Consider the following 22,169-nt stretch of genomic DNA (forward strand, 5'->3'; position numbering starts at 1 on the left):
TTTTTGCGCCGCTTTTCAGCTGCGCCGATCGAGCGGAGAGATCACGCCGCGCCCGCCGCGGTTGAGCACGTGGGTATAGATCTGCGTGGTGCGCACGTCACTGTGTCCGAGCAGCTCCTGTATCGTGCGCAGGTCATAGCCGTTCTCGAGCAGATGGGTCGCGAACGAATGCCGCAACGTATGGCACGACGCCGGTTTGTCGATTCCCGCCGATCGCACGGCCTGCTTGACGGCGCGCTGCAGCGATTGTTCGTCGGCGTGATGCCTGCGCTCGATACCGCTGCGCGGATCGAGCGAGCGCGACGCGGCGGGAAATACGTACTGCCACGCCCATTCCCGGGCGGCGCCGGGATACTTGTTCTCCAGTGCGAAGGGCAGATAAACCGCGCCGAAGCCGCCATCCAGATCCATATCATGCAGTATGCGTGCTCTGTCCATCTGTCGCTGCAGCGGTTCGACGAGACTCGCCGGCAAGATGGTGTGGCGGTCCTTGCCGCCCTTGCCGTCACGAACAACGAGTTGCAACCGCTTGAGCTCGACGTCCTTTATGCGCAACCGAACACACTCCATCAGGCGCAGACCGCTCCCGTACAGCAATGCGGCCATCAGCCAGCGCTGCCCGTCGAGCTGCGCAAGCAAGGATGTCACCTCCCGTGTATCGAGCACGACCGGCAGGCGGCGAGGCCTGGTGGCTCTAACCACATCATTCAGCCACGGGAGATCGATCCGCAATACTTCGCGATACAGAAAGAGCAGTGCGCTGAGCGCCTGGTTCTGGGTAGAAGAAGCCACATTTCCGGCAACTGCAAGATGCGTCAGAAATGCTTCAACGTCCGTGGCGCCAAGTTCGCAGGGGTGCCTCTTGCCATGAAACAGGATGTAGCGACGCACCCATTGAAGGTAGGAATGTTCGGTGCGGATCGAATAATGCCTGAGCCTGATCCGTTCGCGCATCTGCTCGAGAAGCCGAGGGGATTTCTCCATGACGTCGTTCCCTCCCTGGATACTGACGCGTGGGAACACAAAATAAGGCCTCGGCTGTTCCGAATCAACAACATCGTCGACCCGCCGCAGATTACACGTCACATTCGACGTGATAATCTGCTTCGCATTAAAGTCCGAATTATTAGTTGGGCGTCATAGGATAGTCATATGGAAGATCGATCGGAGAGAATATTCAAATACATTTGGCGAGCAAATGGGGTCTCACTCCTCGTTCTGAGCATCGGCGGTTTAGTCGGACTCTTCTTGCTAGTTGTTAATCTTGGAATATTCGCTGCTCACGAGCGCCCAGAAAAGAAAATCACAGAAATTGCTGGAACGAGCATCGACTATAAGGCTCTTCGCTTCGGCAGCTTTTCCGAGGTGAAAGGGACTTCGATTTTGTATGCACCTCTTGGCACTAAGTCTGAATATATTGGTTCTGGTTCGAGCGGCGGCGTTTCGAACACGCGAAACCTGCTTTTCTTTGATACCACCACACAGAAGGCACGATGGCTTTTTAAGAGCAACGACGAAGCCATTCAATCAACATCGTTTGTAACGGACCCGCCAGAATGCAAGCATCGAGGTGACGCTTATTTTGAATGTGAGGCATCCAGAATTGCCATCGCACTGCTCCTAGAAATCGAACCCGCACAACAAAACGGCAAAGCATCAAACGTTTTGCGTCGCATAGCAATCGCTGCACCTAACGGATCAGAATTACACGACTTGGTGACTGATGCCGACGGCCTTCTTGGCTTTCATTTGCTGGATGGAGCAAAGGCGATTGTGTTCTATTCAAAGGCTGGCGCTGTCCGATTCATGAATATAGACCTCATCAAACGCACTTTGCAGTCAGATGAAATTCCGTCAGCGAAGGAGTAACCGAATGCCACCCAACAAATCGCTCCAGCCGACAACGGTCTCGTCGCTTCGCTCCTCGCCCGTTGCGGCTGAGCTTCGTCGTTATGGCGCACAACAGGAGTAGAGGTTTTGCTGCAAGAGATGGAAAAATCTAGGCTGCGTGTGTCACGGGCAACCGATGCGAAACATAAGTCGCAGCTCGGTCAGTTCCTCACGCCCGAATCTACGGCACGGTTCATGGCTGCCATGTTTCCACTCGCCAACTCAAAAGTGTGCCGACTCTTGGATGCGGGCGCAGGGATTGGTTCGTTGTCTAGTGCATTCCTTGAGAGATGCGCAGCAGGCGGATTTGACTTCGAGGAAATATCTCTAACGGCATATGAAATTGACAATGTTCTATACCCTGAACTCAGGGAAACGCTCTCGCCATACGCGAGGACACTGGCGTTCAACTATGAAATCAAAAGTGAAGATTTTATTGAAGGCTCTGTAAATCGAATTCAATTCGGAGCGGAGCGAGGTTTTACTCACGCCATACTGAATCCACCGTACAAGAAAATCGGAAGTTCGTCTCGGTATCGCCTAATGCTCAAAGATGTGGGCATAGAGACGGTAAACCTGTATTCGGCATTTGTTGCCCTGTCAATTCTTTTGATGGAAAAGGGCGGACATATCGTCGCAATTATTCCTAGAAGCTTTTGCAATGGGCCATATTACAGGCCATTCCGTGAGTTGCTACTTTCTAGGTGTGCACTTCAAAGAATTCACTTGTTTGAGTCGAGAGGCACTGCATTCAAAGACGACGACGTTCTGCAAGAGAACGTAATCATCCACCTTGAGGTTGGCGGCATTCAGGGAGATGTTGAAATCACGTCATCAACGGATGACAGATTTCATGATCTAGTTAGTCATAGCCACGTGTTTGAGCGAATTGTCATTCCGGGAGATCGTGAAAAATTCATTCACGTTCCTTCCTCAAGCAAGAAAGTAGGTATCGAGAGCACGGGAATCGCATCATTCTCACTTGCCGATATCGGAGTGGGGATTTCAACCGGGCCAGTTGTTGATTTCAGGCTAAAGCAATATTTGAGAACCATGCCGGAGTCAGGAACCGCGCCACTACTTTATCCGGCCCATTTCTCCGGGCATGGCATCGCTTGGCCGCAGGAAGGCATTAAAAAGCCCAATGCTATGGTCAGAAATTCCGAGACGGAGAAGTGGTTCTATCCAACTGGGTTCTACTGCGCAGTGCGTCGCTTTTCCTCCAAAGAAGAGCGCCGTCGTGTTGTCGCGTGCGTTGTAGATCCTTCGGGGTTTTCTGGTGCCGAGGTGCTTGGATTCGAGAACCACTTGAATGTTTTCCATGAGGATCGCCATGGAATGTCGGAGCACCTCGCAAAAGGTCTCGCCATGTACTTAAACACAACCATGGTAGACGAGGGCTTTCGTCAGTTTAGTGGGCATACGCAAGTTAATGCCACAGACCTAAAATTGATGCGCTATCCGAGTCGGGAGGCACTGATTTCGCTTGGCAAGATTGCAGACTCAGTTGGAATAGAGCAGGAGGAAATTGATATGGCAGTTTTAAGGGTGTGCGGCAAATGACAACGCCAGAAATTCGAATCTCAGAAGCTCTCCAGGTTCTTCGAGAGCTTGGAATGCCACGCGAGCAACTTAACGACAGAACTGCAATTTGCCTTCTTGCGCTCCTCAACATCTCTCCTCAGAAGCAGTGGCGCCAGGCAGAGAATCCTTTGCTCGGCATCCGAGCCATCCTTGATTTCGCTCGCGAGCAGTTGGGCGTCAACTACGCAGAAAACACGAGGGAAAGCGTAAGAAAATACAGCGTGAAGCAACTCGTATCTGCCGGCATCGTACTGCATAACCCAGACAAGCCAGATCGACCCGTAAACAGTTCTGACAACTGTTACCAAGTTGAGGCTGGCTCGCTCGAGCTTTTGAAGAAGTTTGGCTCTAAAGAATGGGCTGACTCACTTCCAGCATTCTTGGAAGCGCGCGGAACGCTCGCTGCGCAGTACGCGAAAGCGCGTGATAGGCATCGTGTTCCAGTTCGAGTTAGAGAGAACCAAGAGATCACGCTCAGCGCTGGCCCTCATTCGGACCTCATAAGAGCGATTATCGAAGACTTTGGCTCCAACTATGTTCCGGGCGGCGAGTTGGTCTATGTCGGAGATACCGGTGCGAAGTGGGGTTACTTCGACATTCAGTTGCTTTCATCTCTCGGCGTTCAAGTTGGGCAGCATGGAAAAATGCCTGACGTCGTTATGTATGACCGAGAGCGCAACTGGCTTGTTCTTATAGAGGCAGTGGCAAGCGGCGGGCCGGTTGATAGCGGTCGCCACGTAGAGCTTGCAGAGTTGTTCCAGCAATCTACAGCGGGTCTTGTGTATGTCACAGCGTTTCCTGACCGCGGAGAAGTTTTCAGAAAGTTTTTGTCAGTGGTCGCATGGGAAACCGAGGTGTGGTGCGCAAGCGATCCAACGCATCTAATTCACTTCAATGGTGAGAGGTTTCTAGGTCCGTACGGTGCGCCATAACCATTCGCTGCAGGCGCGACGGCCCTGACGGGCCGCGGCCTGAGCTCAAACGTTGGGCGTCATGTGAACGGCAGTGGAAGGGGCTGGCGGCCAAAGCGCGATGAACGGTCCACTGCTTCCTAAAGAAATTGAACGGGCCGCCCGCGCAGTTGCTTTGACGCGGGAACTAAGCGTTGCGAGTGACACTCACTACGACGCCGGGAACCTGGAGTTGCAATGGTGGAGCGGCAATGTACTGCATAGGTTGGACCTTCAGCCCATGCCGGAAGGAAATGTCGTGGTTACTGCGTTTTGGGATTGTTATCCGTTGTTTGGACGAGCAATGCGCTGGGCGTGGAATTTCATCCCAATGGTTCCTTACATTGCGCAGACTCAGTATCGTGAGCTCGGCAAAATGGAGCCGCCGTACGAGGAAGAGATGCTCATGGTTGAACTTCACAGGTACCTAGCGGACTTGCGCATACCGTGATGGAAGCGACGCTGACGCCCAACCAATCGCTCCAGCCGACATCCGTCTCGTCGCTTCGCTCCTCGCCGGCTGCGGCTTAGCTCAATCGTTAGCCATCATGAATCGCCTCCTCGACATCGGCTTCAAAGCAGTAGGTCACTGGCTCCTTACTGATGGAAAATTATCATTCAACCTCATCCGATATGCGAGCGAGAGGAATATTCTCTATTCGTTCGTTTGCGATGGGCAAGTTAAGTATGTCGGAAAGTCCGTTAGGTCCTTGTCGGAAAGACTTTATGGATACAAGAATCCTGGCCTGACTCAGTCAACGAATATAAAGAATCACAACCTTCTCAAGGACGCCATAGCCGCGGGGGCTACTATTGAGATATTTGCGTTGCCAGACAGAGGACTAATCCACTATGGAGTCTTTCATCTGAATTTGGCGGCTGCACTTGAAGATGACATCATCAGGGTAATGAATCCGGACTGGAACGGGTCTCAGCCGAAGCCTGCAACTGTGCTGTATCAACAGCCGTCCCTCATGGCTACCGAGGGAGTCGAGAAAGTTCAAGTCGTTGAAGATGCACATTTGGCTCTTCCGCCAGTCTTGCATCGTTTCAAATTCACCCTGCAACCTACATATCGGAAGGCTGGATTCTTCAATGTAGGGGTCGATGCTCAGCGCTACATAGGCTCGGACGGCGAGACTATAGAGCTGTTTCTTGGTAAATCAGCCAAGTCAACTTTGGGCACTATAAATCGTAGAGCGAATTCAAATGAAACTCCGAGAATTATGGGTGGAACTAGGCTAAGAGATTGGTTCCAGTCAAGCGCCACCGTCATGCAGGATATCGAAGTGCACGTAATGTCACCAGTATCAATACGACTCTTGAGCAATGATGGCTAACGAATAAGGTTAGATCGTGATCGCGAAGCGAGCCACGATCTGAACCGTTTGTTGGACGAGCCCGGTCCCGGAGCGCCGGTTGGTCCGCACAGAAAATAGGTATTTGGGAAGTACTCCGGTTTGACGCTTTACCGGGAGGGCGGGGCTGGAGTCATCGTTTCCTGTTTGCCGTTGCGCCAGTCGATGCACGTTGCGTTCGATAGAGGAGCTACGTTGTGGCGATTTGCCCTGATGCAAGGCAAGCCGATCCCTCAGCTTGCGGGAGCTGACTTGCGCCACGTTGCAGGGGGCGTTGTGCTTACAAAGTCAATGCGCTCCCTGAGTGAACAAGGGGCACTGGCTCGCTCGCGCAGACCACCGATCGAATCCGCGTTCGCACGATCACCATCACTGCCCCGCAGCAAGAACACACGATCGGCGCTCGCTCCTTGACCCAAGGCAACGCCCGAGCCGGAGCGAACGTGAGCAGCACGTGCAGCAAAGCGATCAGACGCTTGCAGTTGGGATGCAGAAAGCCGAAGTTGCGCGCACGACGGAAGCCTTTGGGCAGCACATGCTGCAAGACCAGCCACAGAAACTGCGCGCCGGAAACGGTCCTGCGTTCCATCTGCCTGGTCTTGGCGTTGCGATAACGGAAACTGACCTGGCCATTGTCGCAAGCGAGAATATCCTTTTCGGCGATGACGCCCCGGTAAAGATAACGGCCCAGGTAGACAAGCGCCTTCTCGCCGTTGCCGACGGATTTGCAATCCACCACCCACTTGTGTGGGTGACGCCGGGGCAGCGTCAATCCCGCGGCTTCGATGCTCCATAGCATCTTCGCCCGGAAGACCTTGGCCAGCGCCTTATGGCTGAACAGATAGCCGCCCTTGGCCTTTCGCCGTTTGGTTCGCCAAAGTTTGCGCTGGCCGTCGAGCGCCGCCGCCGGCATGACCAGATGGACATGGGGGTGGTAGTCCAGTCGGCGCGTGTTGGTGTGCAGCACCGCAATCGCGCCGGGTGTGCCCTGCAACTGTTTGTCGTTCTGGCTGAAGCTGCGCACCGTCTCCCAGGCACAGCGCAGGAGCAACGCGTAGACGACGCGCTGGTGCACCCCGGCCAGCGCCCTGAATTCGGCCGGCAGGGTGAAGGTCAGCAGAAAGTACTCGGCGGGGACCTGCTTTTGCATCTGCCGTTCCAGCCATTGCTGACTCTCGTGGTGCTGACAGTGCGGGCAGTGGCGATGGCCACAGGAATGCGGCACCCGCTTCTGGTGCGCGCATCCCGTGCATTGGACCTGCATCATCGGGCTTGCCTGCGTGCGGCACTGTTTCATCGCCGCGAGTGCTCGATAGTGCTCAGAGGTGAGTCGGTCCCGATACTGCGCCAGGAAGTCGGCCTCGAAGGTATCGATGATTGCGCCCAGGCGGATCATTTGACCTTCCCCCAGGTGATGTCGAAGCCATCCATCAGGCCGTTGATGCGGTCGATGGCGTGATGCTTGGTCTGCTCGGTCAGGTGGGTGTAGCGGGCGGTGGTGAGAATGGAGTGATGGCCGAGGAATTTCTGTACCTCGATCAGATCGACACCGGCTTCGATCAGGTGGGTTGCATAGCTATGTCGAAGCGAATGGGGCGTGATCTTTTTTTTAGACCGCAGGCCTTGACCACCTTGTGCAGCGTGGTCTGCACACCGCCGCGATCCATCGGTGTCGAGGCGCTCGCCGCCGCCTTCAAGCCGCCGAGGCGATTGGGGAACAACAGCACGGGGTTGCGATGCACCTGCCAGAAGCGGCGCAGAAGCTGATGGGTTGCCTGTGGCAGGGGCACGAAGCGATCCCTGTTGCCCTTGGCGTCACGGATGTGCACGCGCCGGCGTGGCGCATCGATATCCCCGACTTGCAGTCGCAATCCTTCGCCCAGACGCAATCCCAAGCTGTAGAGCGTGAAGTAGAACACCCGGTAACTGACGACGCGGGTGGCGGCGAACAGCCGCCTGGCTTCCTCGACCGTAACGGTGTCCGGCAAACGCTGGATCTTGGGTGGCTTGATCAAACCGGGCGCCACCCAGGGTTTGCGCAAGACATACGTGTAATAGAACTTCAACCCGTACAGGTCCAACTTGACCGTGCTCCACGAGTGCGATGCCACCAGGTCGGTGAAGTAGTCCGTCAACTGCTGCTCGGACAGCGTGTCAATGCGCTGATCGAAGTAGTCGCCGGTGCGGCGGATTGCGCGCGAGTATGCCTCGATGGTCTTGGGTTGCAGCCCCTTGAGCTTGAGGTGCTTGAGAAGTGTCTGGTATTGTCGATCAAAGTGCCCAGCAGCCGAGTCCGTTGTCTTCATGCTCGTTTATCCTCACTTGCAGAATCAAACCCCTCGCCATTGAGGGGGTGAGGATGCAGCATAATTCGTGGCCTCGCAGCAGACGATTCCTCCGCGTAGCGGCTTCGTCCAACCAGTCATTCCAGCCGACGCCGCTTCGCGGCGCGGCTGAATTCCAACGTTATGCGTCAATAATGGAAGCGCAGTTGTGCAATCCAAACGGAATCATCGGAGACCTTGTAGACCATCCGGTGTTCGTCATTTATCCGTCGAGACCAATAGCCAGACAACGCGTGCTTAAGTGGCTCAGGTTTGCCTATTCCTTCAAAAGGCAATCGGGTTATATCCTTGATAATCGAATTGATCCGAACGAGAATCTTCTTATCCGTTTTCTGCCAGTAAAGGTAGTCTTCCCATGCCTGCTCTGAGAAGACCAGCTTCACTTGAGAATTTTCCGTGTCTTTCCTCTACCACTTTCAAGGGCAGTAATAGACTCAAGCAGGCGTTTAGCGTTTCTTGGGCTTCGGAGAAGATACGTTGTTTCTTCCATTGCCTTAAAGTCATCCAGCGACATCATTACAACAGATTGCTGGCCATTTCGCGTGATGATGATTGCTTCATGATCATCGCAAACACGATCCATTGTGTCTGCAAGCTTCGCTCTGGCAGTCGTGTACGTAATAGCATCCATAATCCCCTCCATATGTACAGTATATTGTACATGCCTTCTCTCTTTTATCAAGCACCACAATTGACGCTTAACCAGTCGCTGCAGCCGACGCCGCTTCGCGGCGCGGCTGAGCTTCGTCGTTATACGTCATCTTGACATGCCCTACAGTGTAGTTACACTCATGCAATGAGTGATCTGGTATATCAGTGGGACAAACGCAAGGCGTCGGAAAATCGACGCAAGCACGGCGTATCCTTCGAAGAGGGTCGATCTGCCTTTCTGGATGAAAATGCTCGCCTAATTCCTGATCCGGAACACTCTGATGATGAATCTAGTGTAGGTCGCCATAAATAGTGTAACATATAGGCTCTTGCAGACAGAGAGGGCTTTTTGTGCGCGTTGCAGTAAAAATTGTCTTATCCGACGAGGAAGTTGCGCACCTGAGCAAACTATCAAAGTCACGCTCGGTATCGGTCCGCCTCGCAGAACGTTCGCAAATTGTCTTGCTGGCCGGCAAGAGTCGAACGAACGAAGAGATTGCTAAGCGCTGGGCGTTACAAGACAGAAGGCGGGTCGCTGGAGACAGCGCTACGCCGAGAGTGGAATCGATGGCATCAGCCAGGACGCACCGCGACCAGGGCGCAAACCGAAGATCAGTTCACGCAAGGTTGCCCAGGTGATCAGGCTTACAACGCAAACGACGCCGGAAAATGCCACCCATTGGGGCCAGCGCCTGATGGCGGAGAAAGCAGCCATTAGCATGTCAACGGTGGCCCGGATCTGGAAGCGCCACGGCTTGAAACCGCACCGGATAAGCACGTTCAGCTATCAAACGATAAAGAGTTCGCCGAGAAGCTGGAGGCGATTGTCGGTCTTTATATATCACCGCCTGAAAATGCCATCGTTTTCAGTTGTGATGAAAAAAGTCAGATACAAGCACTGGATAGAACGCAGCCGGGCCTGCCCATGAAAAAAGGCAAGGCAGCGACCATGACGCATGATTACAAAGGCAACGGCACTACGACGCTGTTTGCCGCGCTGAACACCCTGACGGGTGAAGTGCTGGGTACCTGTGCCCAGCGGCATCGACATCAGGAATGGCTGGTATTTCTCCGCGAGATCAACAAGACGACGGCCAAGGATAAAGAGATTCACATTATTTGTGACAACTACGCAACGCATAAGCATCCGAAAGTAAAAGCTGGTTGAAGTACCACAAGCGATTCCATGTGCACTTCACGCCGACCAGCGCATCGTGGTTAAACATGGTGGAGCGGTTCTTTCGCGAGCTATCTGAGAAGCAGTTGAAGCGGGGTGTATTCAGTAGTGTGGGCGAGTTGGAAGAGTCGGTCATGGCGTTCATTGAAAGGCACAATAAAGCACCAGCGCCTTACATATGGACCAAATCTGCGAGCGACATTCTGGAGAAGGTGATGCGCGGTAGAGAAAAACTTAATAAGTTACAAACCGTATGACGACCTACACTAGATTCATTCTATTGGGGCTAAGTGTTCGGCTTCGGGTGTTGGTTGTTGTGCATTGTTATCGGAAGAATGATGAAGTGATTCGAATCATTTCGGCGAGGAAAGCTAATCGCTCGGAGACAATTCAGTATTCGGAGTTCCTGCAATGAAGAAATCTTACGACTTTTCAAAATCAGTAAAGAATCCGTACCTTCAAAAGCCGAAAAAGCAATTAACGATTCGGCTCGACGAAGATACGATTGAATACTTTCGGTCGCTTGCAGAACAAAGCGGAATTCCATACCAAAGCCTGATGAATTTGTATCTGCGGGATTGTGCGGCCGAGAACAAAAAGCTCCTTCTAAAATGGGCGAGCTGACGTATAACAAATAGGGATAGGTCGCGCGCAGCCGCGACCTATCCCAGGTTGGAGAAGCCCGGGTTTGAGTGATGGCGCGTCTTATATAGGAAATAGCTCGGGCGAAGATTCGGCGTAGCGGAGCGGTTTGCAGTGCGGACCTGTTTTGCACGCAGCAGCGATGCGGGCACGCGGGGAACCGACGCACCAGCAGGTATCGCTGTACTGTGGCAAAGCGGGTTTGTTCGTCCTCTCAGCAGTGTATTGAACGGCGCTGAATCCTGTTCGCCGTCACGATTGGCATCTCCGGTGTGCCACCCTGTGCATTTTCGCCATCCGGGGCCAAGCACCCCACCGCTGTCGCCCGCTTGGTTCGAACGTTAGATTTTTGATGAAGCCAGTTGCCCTCAGTCGAATGCCACTATAGTATCACTCTATGCGAACCGAACTCGTTACTACGCTTAAGCGGCAGGCAACCGAGCTCCTCTCGGATCTGGAGCGGAGCAAAAAGCCAATTCTCATCACCCAGCACGGATTGCCAAGCGCATATCTGCTGGACGTGGAGAGCTATGAACTGCTTCAGCAGCGACTGGCTGTGCTAGAAGGCATCGCACGCGGAGAAATGGCGGTGGCGGACGGGCGCACCGCATCACATGCGCAAGCCAAGGCCCGCATGGCCCGATGGTTGAAATAATCTGGACTGAACCTGCGCTCGCAGATCTGGACGCGATTGCGGATTACATCGCCATTGAGAACTCGGCCGCAGCCTCAGAACTTGTGCAGCGTGTATTTCGGCACGTGGAGCAACTTGAGACTCATCCAAAGAGCGGAAGCAAACCCCCAGAGCTGAAAGGCGCTCGCTACAGGCAGATAACCGAACCACCGTGCAGGGTATTTTATAGGACAGATGCAAAGCGTGTGTATATCTTGTATGTCATGCGTTCGGAGCAGTTGCTTCGCAAGACTTGGCTAACATCTCGTGAAAAGACGCCAAAAATCTAACAAATAGGGATAGGTCGCGCGCAGCCGCGACCTCATCCCAGGTTGGACATGACCGGGTTTGAGTGATGGCGCGTCTTATATAGGAAATAGCTCGGGCGAAGATTCGGCGTAGCAGAGCGGTTTGCAGTGCGGACCTGTCTTGCACGCAGAAGCGATGCGGGTACGCGGGGAACTGACGCACCAGCAGGTATCGCTGCACGGTGTGCATTCGGGGCGAGCGGGCACGTGACCGCCCTCCATCTGCGATTGGGATGCACTTTGTAAATCCGGCGCTCATGCCGCGACAGTGACGCGTCTTACCCGGGGAGGTCTCCCCGGTGCTTCGGAGTAATGAAGCAAGGCGGCCAGCAATGGATGCCGCATACCGTGGAGAAGTCAGCAGAGGGCATGGTAGATTGGATGGCGCCGGTCGAAGGCCCGAACGATGGAGGACGAAGGACGAGGGCAATGATTGACGGGACCGTATCTGAGAACCGGGTTACGCTGGACGCGACATGCTCGCGTGATGACCCTGTCGGTGGAGAGCCGGACGCGCCGGAGTCGATTCCGAAAAACGCGTTGCTGGAGCGGGTGATGGAGCGCTCGAATCTGCAACGCGCCCTGAAGCAAGTACGCCAGAACAAAGGCGCGCCGGGCATTGACGGGATGACCGTCGATGAATTGCCGGAGCACCTGAAAGTGCATTGGTTGGAGCTGCGCGAGCGACTGATGGCGGGGACCTATCACCCGCAACCGGTGCGGCGCGTGGAGATACCGAAACCCGACGGGCGCGTGCGTCTGCTGGGGATACCGACGGTGCTCGACCGATTCATCCAACAGGCCATTGCGCAGTGTTGTACAGGCGCAATGGGATGTGCATTTTCATCCGCGCAGTTAGGGATTTCGCCCGCGATGCTCGGCCCACCACGCGGTGCGTCAGTTGCAGGCGGATATCCGGGACGGGCGCGCGTGGGTGGTTGACCTCGATCTGGAAACGTTTTTCGACCGCGTCAATCACGACCGGTTGATGAGCAGGCTGAAGCGGCGCGGCCACCGCTTTGCCCGCTACGCGGACGACCGCCAGATCATGTTGGCGAGCGCACGGGCGGGCGAGCGGGTGATAGAGAGCGTGAAGCGCTTTGTCGAAGGCTCACTGCGACTCACAGTGAATACGCGAAAGAGCGAGGTGGATCGTCCGTGGAACCGCACGTTCCTCGGCTTCACGATCAGCCGGCACGGGCTGAGACTCAAGGTGGCCGACAAGGCCATCGCGAAGTTGAAGGACCGGGTGCACGAGCTGACCCGTCGTACACATCATGTGCACCTGCTGGATCTGTTGCCGGAGAGCCGATTTGACCGGAATGGGCTTCACCTTCTCCGAGCGCGAAGCCTCGAGGATCGCATCGGTGTCGTTACGGTCGGTCTTGTTGCGCAGCGGATAACCCTTGACGGCCCGCGCGTGCACCAGCACGACCTGATGACCCAGCTGCCCGGCAAGCCGGCCTCAATAGTGGGCACTGCCGCAGCATTCCATGATCAGTTCCACCGGCTCCGGAAGTGTCGCGAGATAAGCGGCAAATTCCTTTCTGTTCGACCGCAGCCGCCCGCTGACTTTTCGGGCACAACCGACTCGGCAACCTGGAACACAGACTTTGCCAAATCCACGGAAATGCGTTTACGATTCATGGCACCATCCTCCGCAACAGAAAAAGGTGAAACCACAATGCCAGAAAGCGTGGCGCGGGGAGAGTCCATTACAGTACTCCAGCCGACGCCGCCGCGCAGCGCGGCTGAGCTTCGTCGTTGGGCAGTGTAAAGTCATGCAGAGAGTAGGAGAACATTCATGATAGTAAGAGGCGTGAATCGGATAATCCTGGCAGTGCACGATCTCCAGAAGGCGAAGAGCTACTACACCGATCTGCTCGGCGCGACCTTTCACGAGGCAAACTGGACAGGAGAGCCGTTCGGGATTCAAGTCGCGATCAGCTGGAACGCAGGCATCGAACTCTGCGCGCCAATCCCCGGGAAAGAGCGCGAATGCTTCCTGACGCCTCTACTCGATGAACGAGGCGAAAGCATTCTCAACGTCGTATTCAACGTCGACGACGCCGACGATGCCCTTGCGCGCGCAAAGGATTTGGAGATTCAGACGACTAATGCCGTCGACTACACGCAAGAGGAGATAGACCGGCACCTGGATGGACTCTTCACGCGCTACAAGGAATATTTTCTCAACACTGCAGCACAGCGTGGATTCGGGATCACACTTGGGCAATTCGATGCGAAGAAGGGCTAGAGATCGAGCTTCGTAGGTACTACCCGACCAATCACTCCAGCCGACGCCGCTTCGCGACACGGCTGAGCTTCATCGTTCGGCTCCCAAACAAGGTCTCGACAGATATACGCCTTAGGCGTATGGTCGCGCCATGTTAACCGTCATTGAAACGCCACTATTTTAACGGCAATGGCCGTTGTACTGGACGGAAAACTGATCTTCGTGGGTGACGACCTGCGGGCGGTGAAGTGGCGTAACTGGAAGGTGCATTTCGCCTGGCAGGAAGCGAAGTATGATCCGATCCTTAGATTCTCAACCGTGCCAAAAGTCGTTGACCTGACTCGCGATCCCCGCGAAATGCGCGCAGTTGCGGAACCCTATAATGGCTGGATTCAGTATCCGATCACGAAGCTCTTGCTGAATTATCAGGCAAGTTTGGCGAAGTACCCGAACGTACCAGTCGGAGCCCCGGATACCTATGCGCCGAAGCAATAACCGGTACTGCCAGCCAAGCGGTACAGGGAAACCTGGAGGAGCGACTGCAATGATCAACGGTTTGTGTCTTTGCAGTGAAGTGCGATGGCAGGTTGAAGGCCAACCCGACAGTGCAACCGCCTGCAACTGCACTGCATGCCGAAGCTATGGCCGCGGTCGGCGCACCGCGACCTGATGTGCTGCACAAACGGAAATGAGCACGAGCAGGAATATTCAACACATCCATGGCTATTACTCGCCAGATGATTTGTTCGGCAAAATAATCGAAGGGCTCGATAAGCTCGGCAAGGATCTGGCGAACGTAACCCTGGATGATCTTCAGCCGGTGGACGAATTTCATATCCGCGGTGATACCGCAACCAGGGAACTGATAAGGCTCGCGGAATTTACCCCCGACATGCATATCCTGGATGTCGGTTGCGGCATCGGGGGCTCAACCCGTCGTTTGTCACGCGAAACCGGCTGCCGTGTTACCGGTGTCGATCTGAGCGATGTATACATCGATACCGCGAACCGGTTGACGCAACTGCTCGATATGCAGGAGCGGGTGGCGTTCCACGCCTGCAGCGCGCTCGAATTGCCGTTTGAAGACAACTTTTTCGACGGTGTCTGGTCGCTGCAAATGAACATGAATGTCGAGGACAAACTGTCGTGGTTGAGAGAAACCTGTCGGGTGCTCAAGCCCGGTGGGCGTGCCGTGTTCTATGAAGTGTGCGGCAACAGGAACTCGCCACTGTATTTTCCGGTGCCGTGGGCGCAGGACGGTTCCATGAGTTATCTGCTGTCACCGGAGTTGTTCCGCGAAGCAATGAGAGCGGCCGGTTTTGTCATTGAAGTCTGGAATGACAAGACGGATCTCGCGCAGAAAGCTTTTGCCAATGCGAAAGAGCCCGCGGGAGAGCCGAATCTGCCGGTGCTGGGGGTGTATCTGCTGGTAGGCAACGACATCCAGACCAAGGCCTACAACCTGCATCGCAATCTCGATGAGGAGCGTGTGAGCCTGATCGAGACCCTGGCGGTAAAGCCAGATCGCGGGACGAACGGCATTTGACACGCGGTTGTCCGGTGAAGAACGGGATTTGCCGCGGGCGGCATGGTTGCTTCGCCGGAGTGTGGTCGAATGATTCGCCGCAATCCGCCAGGGTACGGTCCGCGTCGAAACCTCGATCCCTTGAATGCGCGCAATGCGAGTGCTGGAATGCATAACGAAGTCCTGGTTTTCTGGTTTGAGGAAACCGCACCACGGATGTGGTGGGCTGCCGATCCTGTCTTCGACCGCAGGATCGAGGATCGCTTCCTGCCCCTGCTGCAACAGGCCGCTCGCGGGGAGCTGGCTTCTTGGCGCGTCGAGCCAAAAGGCCGCCTAGCGGAAATCATCGTGCTGGACCAGTTCTCGCGCAACATTCATCGGGACACCCCGGCCGCATTCGCGCAGGATCCCGTGGCCCTGGTTCTGGCGCAGGAAGCTGTCCGCGCCGGCGTTCACAAGGTGCTTTCGCCCTTGGAGTGCGGTTTCCTGTTGCTGCCGTTCATGCACAGCGAGTCGAGACTGGTTCACGTGCAGGCTGAGGCTCTTTATCGCGAACATGCAGCGAAGGAGAACTACGAGTTTGAATTGAAGCACAAGCAAATAATCGATCGCTTCGGGCGCTACCCGCATCGCAACCGGATTCTCGGCCGGGTCTCCAGTGCGGAAGAAATCGAATTTCTCAAGCAACCGGGTTCAAAATTCTGATTAATGTAAATTTGATGAGTCTGACCATGCACGGGAGTATTCCATGAAGACATCGCTGATAGTCGCCTGCGCACTTGTTGCTTCCTTGCTTGGCCCGCTCGCCAATGCGGGGGAGGACGCGCAACTGCTCGAAGCACGCAAGGTGGCCACGATGTTGCCGCCAAGGCTGCTGGCGGCTCTGCAGGAAGAAATCGGCAGATCGGGCCCCGCAGGCGCGATTCCGGTCTGCAAGGATATGGCGCCGAAGATGGCGGTCGAGATATCCGCACAGACTGGCTGGAAGATCAGGCGGGTCAGCCTCAAGACGCGCAACGATGCGCGCGCGGTTCCCGATGCCTGGGAGAGGGCGGCCCTCGAGGATTTCGACAGGCGCGCCGCTGCCGGGGAACCTCCTGCGCAACTCGAACGGGGCGAGATGGTCGACAATGAATACCGTTACGTGAAGGCGCTGCCGACGCAGCCGCTTTGCCTGAGTTGTCACGGTCCGGTCGATCAACTCGCTCCCGGCGTCAGATCCGTTCTCGGGCAGCTCTACCCCGATGATCTCGCCACCGGGTACTCTGTCGGCCAGATTCGTGGCGCCATCAGCGTGCGCAGATCGATCTAGGTGCGCGACCGCGTTCGCCTTCCGGCGAATCGGGAGCGGTTGCCAGACGCGCTGCCCGAAGACCGATTCTCTTTGACTGTCAGTCCGAGCAGGATCAGTACATGGCACTCCTGATCTATTTCCTGATCTACTTCACTTTCGCGTTCATCTGGCGCTCGGTACTCGTCTACAGGCGAACCGGAAAGAACCCGTTCGTGCTCCCCTCCGGAGATGATGCATATGGCTATGTCGGGCGCGCATTCAAATTTGTCATTGCCGCCGTCGCGTTCATCGTCGCGGTCAATGCCACCGCTCCCGGCTTGCTGCCACCGCTGGGTGCTTGTCCAGTCTTGCAGATTCCTTCACTGCGCGTGTTTGGCTGGGCGCTGCTGCTGGCAGCGCTGGCGTGGACCCTTGTTGCGCAGGCGCAGATGGGCGACTCCTGGCGCATCGGTATAGATTCGGCGAACAGCACTGCGCTGGTCACCAGCGGGCTGTTTGCGATCAGCAGGAATCCCATATTCCTGGCCATGCGGATCAACCTGCTCGGCTTGTTCGCGGTCCTGCCCAACGCATTGACTCTCTTGACCCTGATTGCCGGCGAAATGCTGATGCAGGTCCAGGTTCGCCTCGAAGAAACCCACCTCGCCGGTCTGCACGCGGAGCAGTACGCGCAGTACCGGAAACGGGTGCGTCGCTGGCTCTGATGAGTGCCACAGCCGGGCTCGATGCGCACGGTGAACAAGCGGGCGCGGCACGCGTGGCGCGGGGTTTGGTTGCGGCTGCGATCGGGGGTATGCTGATCGCGGGTTTGCGTCCGGTGCGCCCGTTCCGGGGGCGGAGTTGCACTTCTAGAGTTCCATGGAGGTCCAGATGAAACGATTGCTACTGCTTTCCGCTGCGCTCGTGCTTGCCGCCGAGGCGCATGCAATCAAGCCTTGCGAAGAGCTGAAAAGCGAGATTTCCGAGAAAATTGCCGCCAATGGTGTGGCCGCGTACACGCTGGAAATCATTGACGCTGACCAGGATGACCCGCGCAAGGTGGTTGGTACCTGCGATGGCGGGACAAAAAAGATCGTCTACGTCAGGAACTGATCCGCAACGCCCGAGCCTGCGTGATCGGTGAACCCTGCGCGGGCGTGAACGAAGCGGTCCTGCATGCCCTCGAGTGCGAGGGCAGCGGCCGTGCAATGTATTCGGGCGCTGTGCCCGCGGTTTTCCAGGTGCTAGATAATGATGGCAGAACGCGGGCTTGATACTGCGCAAGCTGCCGCGCGGCACGGGTCCGCGCTCGCGCATCGAACTGCTCGAGCGGCGTCAGACCGGGGATGACTGGGTACACCTGTATCGCGCGGTTTATGGTGGCGACACTTTCCTGGTCAGCCTGGGTGCGGCGCCCGATGCCAGGATTGTCGAGTTGTCCATCGATTCTGCGTGAGCGCGCCGGGCCACGCTGGTGGCCCGCAAGCCTTGTCTGGAACATCGCCCCCGGGAGGAGCAACAATGAAGCCGGTACAGGTTCACGAATTCAAGACATCCGGGGTGACGGGAGAGGAGTACTACCTGCCCGATGAGAAGCGCATCGCGGGCAATCCGAAGCAGACGCTGTGGAATCACTACACCGATGCCAGTGGCAGGTTTTCCACGGGAGTCTGGCAAAGCGAAGTCGGGAAATGGCACATCGCTTACACGGAAGAAGAATATTGCCGGATACTCGGGGGCACCAGTATCATCAGCGACGCGCAGGGCGTTGCGGTGACGGTGTCGGCGGGCGAGAGCTTCGTGATTCCGCGAGGATTTTCCGGCACCTGGGAAGTCGTGGAACCTACCCGCAAGATCTACGTGATCTACGAGCCCGAGGCCTGAATTCCGCAGGGGCAGCATCGATGCGGGCAGAGGCAGGCGCCACCCGTGAAACATCAGTCGGGCAGGGCGTGATTCCGGGGCATGGCACGAGCAGAAGCAAAAAAAATACAGGCATTCCATCGGCTGGTATTGCAAACCGAACGCCTGCTGCTCCGCCCTCTGGCGGCAAGCGACGCAGGCGCGCTGTTTGCGATATTCTCCGACCGCCAGGTCACGCGTTACTGGAGCAGTGCAGCGTGGGATTCGCAGACAACCGCCGAGGACTATATCGCGAAGGACATTAAGGCGCTGCGCCGCGGCGAGCATCTTCGCCTGGGGATCGAAGTTCGCGCTACCACCGAACTGGTCGGCATGTGCACGTTGTACGCGTTCATGAATCAATGCCGGCGGGCGGAAATCGGTTACGCGATGTCGAGCGTGTACTGGGGGTGCGGCTATATGCACGAGGCGCTGCTCAGGCTGCTCGATTACGGCTTCGCGGAGCTCGATCTGCACCGGGTGGAGGCGGATGTCGATCCGCGCAATCTCGCTTCCGTGCGCTGCCTCGATCGTCTCGGCTTTCGCAAGGAGGGGCACTTGCGTGAACGCTGGATCGTCGATGGCGAGATTTCCGACACCAGCTTTTACGGGCTGTTGCACAATGACTGGCGCACCAGGAAAAAGCCGTAGGGCGAGCCGGCCAATCCGCACGAATGAGAAGGAAAATGCATCGATGAAGGCACTGTTACCGGCGAATGAAGCAGCACGTCTGCAGGCGTTGCATCGCTATCATATTCTCGACAGCGCGGCTGAGCAGGCATATGACGACATCACGAAAATCGCTGCCTACATCGCACAGACGCCGATCGCGTTGATCAGCCTGGTCGATCGCGATCGACAGTGGTTCAAGTCCAGGATCGGGCTGGAGACGGTCGAAACGCCCCGCGAACTCGCATTCTGCGCCCACGCAATCGTCGAGCACGATGCGCCGTTGATCGTGCCCGATGCACTTCAGGATGAGCGCTTTTCAGACAATCCGCTGGTCACCGGCGTGCCCGATATCCGTTTCTATCTCGGCGCACCGCTGGTGACGCCCGACAACCAGGCGCTGGGCACCCTGTGCGTGATCGACCGCGTGCCGCGTGAGCTGAATGCCGAGCAGGTGCAGGCTTTGACTGCGCTGTCGCGGCAGGTCGTCAACCAGCTCGAGCTGCGGCGCCAGGGCGCGGAGCTGCAACACCTGATCGAGCAGCGTGACGGGCACCTGGCGCGGCTCGAGGCCCAGCAATCCGAACTGGAGCGGGCCAATGCGCTGCTCGAAGAGCAAAGTCTTACCGACAAGCTCACCGGCGTGGGCAACCGCGCTGCCTTCGATCTGCGGCTGGCCGAGGAAACCCTGCGTGCACGGCGCCATGGTTCGGAGCTGTCACTGCTGCTGATCGACGTGGACTACTTCAAAAGCTTCAACGACTCGTTCGGGCATCTGGCGGGTGATGCGGCACTGCAAAAAATTGCGCAGGCATTGAAAGGCAATCGGTCCGGCGATTTCCTTGCCCGCTATGGCGGTGAGGAATTTGCGGTGCTGCTGCCGGCTACCGCACGTGACGGTGCCTGCGTGATCGCGGAGCGTTTGCGCACCGCCGTTGCCTCGCTCGAACTGCCGCAACGCAGGGTGACGGTGAGCATCGGCATCAGCACACTCGAGGCAGCCGATTCGAATCAGCAGAGTCTTGTCGCCGCCGCCGACGAGGCGCTCTACGAGGCCAAGGATCGTGGGCGCAACTGTATAGTTTGCGCGTTGTAGGCCACGAGGCTCAGGCGCATGGGGGGTACGGGAAGGTGATTTGCCCTGCATCCGTACCTGGTACCGGGATGGCCCGTGGATAGCCAGCGTATTCGCGCCACCGATGTGGCTCGCGCCGCGGCGCGGGTGCTGCCCGATTTTCCGCGCATGTTGCGCGGCGCGCTGGCGATGTCATGGATGGGCGCCGACAGCGCGCAGTCGATAGGGCTGCTGCTGGAGCAGCGCGCCCGCGAGATGCCGCACAAGGTCGCGCTGCTGTTCGAGGGCGAAAGCTGGAGCTATCGCGAACTGAATGCCCATGCCAACCGGATTGCCTCGGTTCTGCGCGAATGCGGTGTGCGCCGTGGAGATGCGGTCGGCATCCTGTTCGAGAACCGGCCGGCGGTGCTGGCTTGCGTCGCAGCAGTCGTAAAGCTTGGCGCGGTCACCGGCATGCTGAACCCGAACCAGCGCAACGATGCGTTGCAGCACAGCCTGAACATCATTGCGGCGCGAGTGATCATCGTCGGAGAGGAATGCGTGACGGCGCTCGAAGGCGCGCTACCCCGCAAGAAAACTGCGCTCACGCTGCTGTGGGAGGGCGAGGGAACCGCGCCGCCGCGCATGAAAAACCTGCGCACCCTGCTGCGTGGACGCTCCGCTGCAGCGCCGCGTGCAGTTCGCGAGGTGCGGCTTGGCGACCCTTGTTTTTTCATATTTACCTCCGGCACCACCGGGCTGCCAAAAGCGGCGGTGATGACCCACTTGCGGTGGATGCGCAGCGCCTGGGGCATGGGGCAGACCGCGATGCGGCTGCGGGCAGAGGACGTGCTCTATTGTCCGTTGCCGTTCTATCACAACAATGCGCTGACGCTGGCCTGGGGTGCGGTGCTGGTAGCCGGCGCAAGCCTGGCGATGGCGCCGCGTTTCAGCGCCACGCGTTTCTGGAGCGATATCCGCAGCACCCGTGCCACCGCTTTTGTCTACATCGGCGAGCTGTGCCGTTACCTGCTGAACCGTCCGCCGGATCCCGCCGACCGCGATCACGCGGTGCGGGTGGTCATTGGCAACGGCTTGCGGGCCGAGATATGGGATACGTTCCAGCAGCGCTTCGGTATCCGCCATATCTGCGAGTTCTACGGATCCAGCGAGGGCAACCTGGTGTTCGTGAACGCCCTCGGGTTGCCGCGCACCGCCGGGTATTGTCCGTTGCCTTATGCGATCGTGGCCTTCGATGCCGAAGCCGAGCTTCCGCTGCGCAATGCACGGGGCTTCATGCGCCGTGTCGCGCCCGGGGAAGCGGGCCTGTTGCTGATGAAGGTCAGCGAGCTGACACCATTCGATGGTTACACCGACAGCGCGGCGAGCGAAGCGCGCCTGCTGCATGATGTGTTTCGCGGCGGCGATACCTGGTTCGACAGTGGCGACCTGGTGCGCGAGCTCGGTTTTCGTCACATCGCTTTCGTCGATCGTGTCGGCGACACCTTTCGCTGGAAAGGCGAGAACGTGGCGAGCACCGAGGTCGAGCGCGTGCTCGGGCAACGCCCGGGTGTGGTGCAGGCTTGTGTTTACGGGGTACAAGTGCCGCACGCCGATGGCCGCGCCGGGATGGCTGCGCTGGTGCTCGATCGTCCCGACGCGTTTGCGCCCGGACCCTGCGCCCGCGCGCTGCAGAAACAGCTGCCGGCCTATGCAGTGCCGCGGTTCCTGCGAATTGTGCCTGAACATGAAACCACCGCGACATTCAAGATACGCAAGGTCGATCTGAAGCGTCAGGGCTTCGATCCGCGCGCGATCGATGATCCGCTGTGGGTGCTGCTGGATCGCGACAGGGGCTATCAGCCATTGACGGCGGACATTTTCACGCGTATCAGTTCAGGGAGGTTGCGTCTGCCATGAGGCGGCGCGCCG

At 57.1% G+C, this 22,169-nt stretch carries 30 protein-coding genes and 1 pseudogene; 25 read left to right on the plus strand and 6 right to left on the minus strand.

The window, feature by feature from the left end; all coding sequences use genetic code 11:
* Nucleotides 1–15 precede the first annotated feature (15 nt).
* Nucleotides 16–984, minus strand: coding sequence for an integron integrase (locus tag IPF49_10865; protein MBK6288115.1), 969 nt, complete (start codon nt 982–984; stop codon nt 16–18).
* 168 nt (nt 985–1,152) lie between these two features.
* Between IPF49_10865 and IPF49_10870 the strand changes: the two genes are divergently transcribed.
* From IPF49_10870 to IPF49_10890, 5 genes are all read left to right on the plus strand, one after another.
* Nucleotides 1,153–1,869, plus strand: coding sequence for a hypothetical protein (locus IPF49_10870; GenBank protein MBK6288116.1), 717 nt, complete (start codon nt 1,153–1,155; stop codon nt 1,867–1,869).
* 120 nt (nt 1,870–1,989) lie between these two features.
* On the plus strand, nt 1,990–3,453 hold the full coding sequence (locus IPF49_10875) for an Eco57I restriction-modification methylase domain-containing protein (GenBank protein MBK6288117.1): 1,464 nt from the start codon (nt 1,990–1,992) through the stop codon (nt 3,451–3,453).
* A complete protein-coding gene (locus tag IPF49_10880) occupies nt 3,450–4,406 on the plus strand; it encodes a restriction endonuclease (GenBank protein ID MBK6288118.1) in 957 nt (318 codons plus the stop codon). The genes IPF49_10875 and IPF49_10880 overlap by 4 nt, the downstream gene beginning before the upstream one ends.
* A gap of 100 nt (nt 4,407–4,506) precedes the next feature.
* Nucleotides 4,507–4,875 (plus strand): hypothetical protein, encoded by a 369-nt coding sequence (locus IPF49_10885; protein ID MBK6288119.1) that lies wholly within the window; start codon nt 4,507–4,509, stop codon nt 4,873–4,875.
* Between the two features lie 97 nt (nt 4,876–4,972).
* On the plus strand, nt 4,973–5,764 hold the full coding sequence (locus IPF49_10890) for a GIY-YIG nuclease family protein (GenBank protein ID MBK6288120.1): 792 nt from the start codon (nt 4,973–4,975) through the stop codon (nt 5,762–5,764).
* A 298-nt stretch (nt 5,765–6,062) separates the two neighbouring features.
* Here the strand turns inward: IPF49_10890 and IPF49_10895 are convergent, their stop codons facing one another.
* The 5 genes from IPF49_10895 to IPF49_10915 all read right to left on the minus strand — a co-directional run bounded on the left by IPF49_10895 (nt 6,063) and on the right by IPF49_10915 (nt 8,758).
* Nucleotides 6,063–7,178 (minus strand): transposase, encoded by a 1,116-nt coding sequence (locus tag IPF49_10895; GenBank protein ID MBK6288121.1) that lies wholly within the window; start codon nt 7,176–7,178, stop codon nt 6,063–6,065.
* The gene (locus IPF49_10900) at nt 7,175–7,402 is read right to left on the minus strand and encodes a tyrosine-type recombinase/integrase (GenBank protein MBK6288122.1); all 228 of its coding nucleotides are present in this window, start codon (nt 7,400–7,402) and stop codon (nt 7,175–7,177) included. Before IPF49_10900 ends, IPF49_10895 begins: the two co-directional genes overlap by 4 nt.
* The gene (locus IPF49_10905) at nt 7,342–8,088 is read right to left on the minus strand and encodes a site-specific integrase (GenBank protein MBK6288123.1); all 747 of its coding nucleotides are present in this window, start codon (nt 8,086–8,088) and stop codon (nt 7,342–7,344) included. The genes IPF49_10900 and IPF49_10905 overlap by 61 nt, the downstream gene beginning before the upstream one ends.
* A gap of 167 nt (nt 8,089–8,255) precedes the next feature.
* Nucleotides 8,256–8,510, minus strand: a complete 255-nt coding sequence (locus tag IPF49_10910) for a Txe/YoeB family addiction module toxin (GenBank protein ID MBK6288124.1) — start codon at nt 8,508–8,510, stop codon at nt 8,256–8,258.
* On the minus strand, nt 8,507–8,758 hold the full coding sequence (locus IPF49_10915) for a type II toxin-antitoxin system prevent-host-death family antitoxin (protein MBK6288125.1): 252 nt from the start codon (nt 8,756–8,758) through the stop codon (nt 8,507–8,509). The genes IPF49_10910 and IPF49_10915 overlap by 4 nt, the downstream gene beginning before the upstream one ends.
* Before the next feature lie 165 nt (nt 8,759–8,923).
* Between IPF49_10915 and IPF49_10920 the strand changes: the two genes are divergently transcribed.
* The 20 genes and pseudogenes from IPF49_10920 to IPF49_11015 all read left to right on the plus strand — a co-directional run bounded on the left by IPF49_10920 (nt 8,924) and on the right by IPF49_11015 (nt 22,157).
* Complete coding sequence (locus IPF49_10920) at nt 8,924–9,091, plus strand: BrnT family toxin (GenBank protein MBK6288126.1); 168 nt, start codon at nt 8,924–8,926, stop codon at nt 9,089–9,091.
* A 38-nt stretch (nt 9,092–9,129) separates the two neighbouring features.
* Nucleotides 9,130–10,212: pseudogene (locus IPF49_10925) on the plus strand (IS630 family transposase).
* On the plus strand, nt 10,209–10,370 hold the full coding sequence (locus IPF49_10930; GenBank protein MBK6288127.1) for a BrnT family toxin: 162 nt from the start codon (nt 10,209–10,211) through the stop codon (nt 10,368–10,370). The pseudogene IPF49_10925 and the gene IPF49_10930 overlap by 4 nt, the downstream one beginning before the upstream one ends.
* Nucleotides 10,367–10,579 (plus strand): BrnA antitoxin family protein, encoded by a 213-nt coding sequence (locus tag IPF49_10935; protein MBK6288128.1) that lies wholly within the window; start codon nt 10,367–10,369, stop codon nt 10,577–10,579. Before IPF49_10930 ends, IPF49_10935 begins: the two co-directional genes overlap by 4 nt.
* 415 nt (nt 10,580–10,994) lie before the next feature.
* Nucleotides 10,995–11,252: a type II toxin-antitoxin system prevent-host-death family antitoxin gene (locus IPF49_10940; GenBank protein ID MBK6288129.1), complete on the plus strand. Its 258-nt coding sequence runs from the start codon at nt 10,995–10,997 to the stop codon at nt 11,250–11,252.
* Entirely contained in the window at nt 11,240–11,560 is a 321-nt protein-coding gene (locus IPF49_10945) for a type II toxin-antitoxin system RelE/ParE family toxin (GenBank protein MBK6288130.1), read from the plus strand. Before IPF49_10940 ends, IPF49_10945 begins: the two co-directional genes overlap by 13 nt.
* 330 nt (nt 11,561–11,890) lie before the next feature.
* Nucleotides 11,891–12,520, plus strand: a complete 630-nt coding sequence (locus IPF49_10950; protein MBK6288131.1) for a hypothetical protein — start codon at nt 11,891–11,893, stop codon at nt 12,518–12,520.
* Nucleotides 12,480–13,355 carry a hypothetical protein gene (locus tag IPF49_10955; GenBank protein MBK6288132.1) on the plus strand — a complete coding sequence of 292 codons (876 nt, stop codon included), beginning with the start codon at nt 12,480–12,482 and terminating at the stop codon, nt 13,353–13,355. The genes IPF49_10950 and IPF49_10955 overlap by 41 nt, the downstream gene beginning before the upstream one ends.
* A gap of 63 nt (nt 13,356–13,418) precedes the next feature.
* Entirely contained in the window at nt 13,419–13,835 is a 417-nt protein-coding gene (locus IPF49_10960) for a VOC family protein (protein ID MBK6288133.1), read from the plus strand.
* Between the two features lie 201 nt (nt 13,836–14,036).
* Nucleotides 14,037–14,309 carry a hypothetical protein gene (locus IPF49_10965; GenBank protein ID MBK6288134.1) on the plus strand — a complete coding sequence of 91 codons (273 nt, stop codon included), beginning with the start codon at nt 14,037–14,039 and terminating at the stop codon, nt 14,307–14,309.
* 193 nt (nt 14,310–14,502) lie between these two features.
* On the plus strand, nt 14,503–15,360 hold the full coding sequence (locus tag IPF49_10970) for a methyltransferase domain-containing protein (protein MBK6288135.1): 858 nt from the start codon (nt 14,503–14,505) through the stop codon (nt 15,358–15,360).
* A gap of 147 nt (nt 15,361–15,507) precedes the next feature.
* A complete protein-coding gene (locus IPF49_10975) occupies nt 15,508–16,044 on the plus strand; it encodes a DUF924 domain-containing protein (protein MBK6288136.1) in 537 nt (178 codons plus the stop codon).
* Nucleotides 16,045–16,087: 43 nt separating this feature from the next.
* Nucleotides 16,088–16,651 (plus strand): DUF3365 domain-containing protein, encoded by a 564-nt coding sequence (locus IPF49_10980; protein MBK6288137.1) that lies wholly within the window; start codon nt 16,088–16,090, stop codon nt 16,649–16,651.
* A gap of 101 nt (nt 16,652–16,752) precedes the next feature.
* A complete protein-coding gene (locus IPF49_10985; GenBank protein MBK6288138.1) occupies nt 16,753–17,337 on the plus strand; it encodes an isoprenylcysteine carboxylmethyltransferase family protein in 585 nt (194 codons plus the stop codon).
* A gap of 166 nt (nt 17,338–17,503) precedes the next feature.
* Nucleotides 17,504–17,725, plus strand: coding sequence for a DUF1161 domain-containing protein (locus IPF49_10990; GenBank protein ID MBK6288139.1), 222 nt, complete (start codon nt 17,504–17,506; stop codon nt 17,723–17,725).
* 157 nt (nt 17,726–17,882) lie between these two features.
* Nucleotides 17,883–18,068 (plus strand): hypothetical protein, encoded by a 186-nt coding sequence (locus IPF49_10995; protein MBK6288140.1) that lies wholly within the window; start codon nt 17,883–17,885, stop codon nt 18,066–18,068.
* Nucleotides 18,069–18,133: 65 nt separating this feature from the next.
* Nucleotides 18,134–18,496: a cupin domain-containing protein gene (locus IPF49_11000; protein ID MBK6288141.1), complete on the plus strand. Its 363-nt coding sequence runs from the start codon at nt 18,134–18,136 to the stop codon at nt 18,494–18,496.
* Between the two features lie 81 nt (nt 18,497–18,577).
* Nucleotides 18,578–19,165 carry a GNAT family N-acetyltransferase gene (locus IPF49_11005; GenBank protein MBK6288142.1) on the plus strand — a complete coding sequence of 196 codons (588 nt, stop codon included), beginning with the start codon at nt 18,578–18,580 and terminating at the stop codon, nt 19,163–19,165.
* 43 nt (nt 19,166–19,208) lie between these two features.
* Nucleotides 19,209–20,279: a sensor domain-containing diguanylate cyclase gene (locus IPF49_11010; protein ID MBK6288143.1), complete on the plus strand. Its 1,071-nt coding sequence runs from the start codon at nt 19,209–19,211 to the stop codon at nt 20,277–20,279.
* Between the two features lie 75 nt (nt 20,280–20,354).
* A complete protein-coding gene (locus IPF49_11015) occupies nt 20,355–22,157 on the plus strand; it encodes a long-chain-acyl-CoA synthetase (GenBank protein MBK6288144.1) in 1,803 nt (600 codons plus the stop codon).
* Nucleotides 22,158–22,169: the final 12 nt, after the last annotated feature.

The sequence above is a fragment of the Gammaproteobacteria bacterium genome (assembly GCA_016705365.1).
Classification (GTDB): Bacteria; Pseudomonadota; Gammaproteobacteria; order Pseudomonadales; family UBA5518; genus UBA5518.

Excerpts from the sequence above, each read along its gene's own strand:
- IPF49_10920 (MBK6288126.1), top strand. The coding sequence starts at position 8,924 with ATGAGTGATCTGGTATATCAGTGGGACAAACGCAAGGCGTCGGAAAAT.
- IPF49_11010 (MBK6288143.1), top strand. The coding sequence starts at position 19,209 with ATGAAGGCACTGTTACCGGCGAATGAAGCAGCACGTCTGCAGGCGTTG.
- IPF49_10945 (MBK6288130.1), top strand. The coding sequence starts at position 11,240 with ATGGTTGAAATAATCTGGACTGAACCTGCGCTCGCAGATCTGGACGCG.
- IPF49_10985 (MBK6288138.1), top strand. The coding sequence starts at position 16,753 with ATGGCACTCCTGATCTATTTCCTGATCTACTTCACTTTCGCGTTCATC.
- IPF49_10895 (MBK6288121.1), bottom strand. The coding sequence starts at position 7,178 with ATGATCCGCCTGGGCGCAATCATCGATACCTTCGAGGCCGACTTCCTG.
- IPF49_11005 (MBK6288142.1), top strand. The coding sequence starts at position 18,578 with ATGGCACGAGCAGAAGCAAAAAAAATACAGGCATTCCATCGGCTGGTA.
- IPF49_10940 (MBK6288129.1), top strand. The coding sequence starts at position 10,995 with ATGCGAACCGAACTCGTTACTACGCTTAAGCGGCAGGCAACCGAGCTC.
- IPF49_10870 (MBK6288116.1), top strand. The coding sequence starts at position 1,153 with ATGGAAGATCGATCGGAGAGAATATTCAAATACATTTGGCGAGCAAAT.
- IPF49_10885 (MBK6288119.1), top strand. The coding sequence starts at position 4,507 with ATGAACGGTCCACTGCTTCCTAAAGAAATTGAACGGGCCGCCCGCGCA.
- IPF49_10970 (MBK6288135.1), top strand. The coding sequence starts at position 14,503 with ATGAGCACGAGCAGGAATATTCAACACATCCATGGCTATTACTCGCCA.
- IPF49_10950 (MBK6288131.1), top strand. The coding sequence starts at position 11,891 with ATGAAGCAAGGCGGCCAGCAATGGATGCCGCATACCGTGGAGAAGTCA.
- IPF49_10865 (MBK6288115.1), bottom strand. The coding sequence starts at position 984 with ATGGAGAAATCCCCTCGGCTTCTCGAGCAGATGCGCGAACGGATCAGG.
- IPF49_11000 (MBK6288141.1), top strand. The coding sequence starts at position 18,134 with ATGAAGCCGGTACAGGTTCACGAATTCAAGACATCCGGGGTGACGGGA.
- IPF49_10890 (MBK6288120.1), top strand. The coding sequence starts at position 4,973 with ATGAATCGCCTCCTCGACATCGGCTTCAAAGCAGTAGGTCACTGGCTC.
- IPF49_10930 (MBK6288127.1), top strand. The coding sequence starts at position 10,209 with ATGACGACCTACACTAGATTCATTCTATTGGGGCTAAGTGTTCGGCTT.
- IPF49_10880 (MBK6288118.1), top strand. The coding sequence starts at position 3,450 with ATGACAACGCCAGAAATTCGAATCTCAGAAGCTCTCCAGGTTCTTCGA.
- IPF49_10935 (MBK6288128.1), top strand. The coding sequence starts at position 10,367 with ATGAAGAAATCTTACGACTTTTCAAAATCAGTAAAGAATCCGTACCTT.
- IPF49_10905 (MBK6288123.1), bottom strand. The coding sequence starts at position 8,088 with ATGAAGACAACGGACTCGGCTGCTGGGCACTTTGATCGACAATACCAG.
- IPF49_10990 (MBK6288139.1), top strand. The coding sequence starts at position 17,504 with ATGAAACGATTGCTACTGCTTTCCGCTGCGCTCGTGCTTGCCGCCGAG.
- IPF49_10915 (MBK6288125.1), bottom strand. The coding sequence starts at position 8,758 with ATGGATGCTATTACGTACACGACTGCCAGAGCGAAGCTTGCAGACACA.
- IPF49_10875 (MBK6288117.1), top strand. The coding sequence starts at position 1,990 with ATGGAAAAATCTAGGCTGCGTGTGTCACGGGCAACCGATGCGAAACAT.
- IPF49_10980 (MBK6288137.1), top strand. The coding sequence starts at position 16,088 with ATGAAGACATCGCTGATAGTCGCCTGCGCACTTGTTGCTTCCTTGCTT.
- IPF49_10975 (MBK6288136.1), top strand. The coding sequence starts at position 15,508 with ATGCATAACGAAGTCCTGGTTTTCTGGTTTGAGGAAACCGCACCACGG.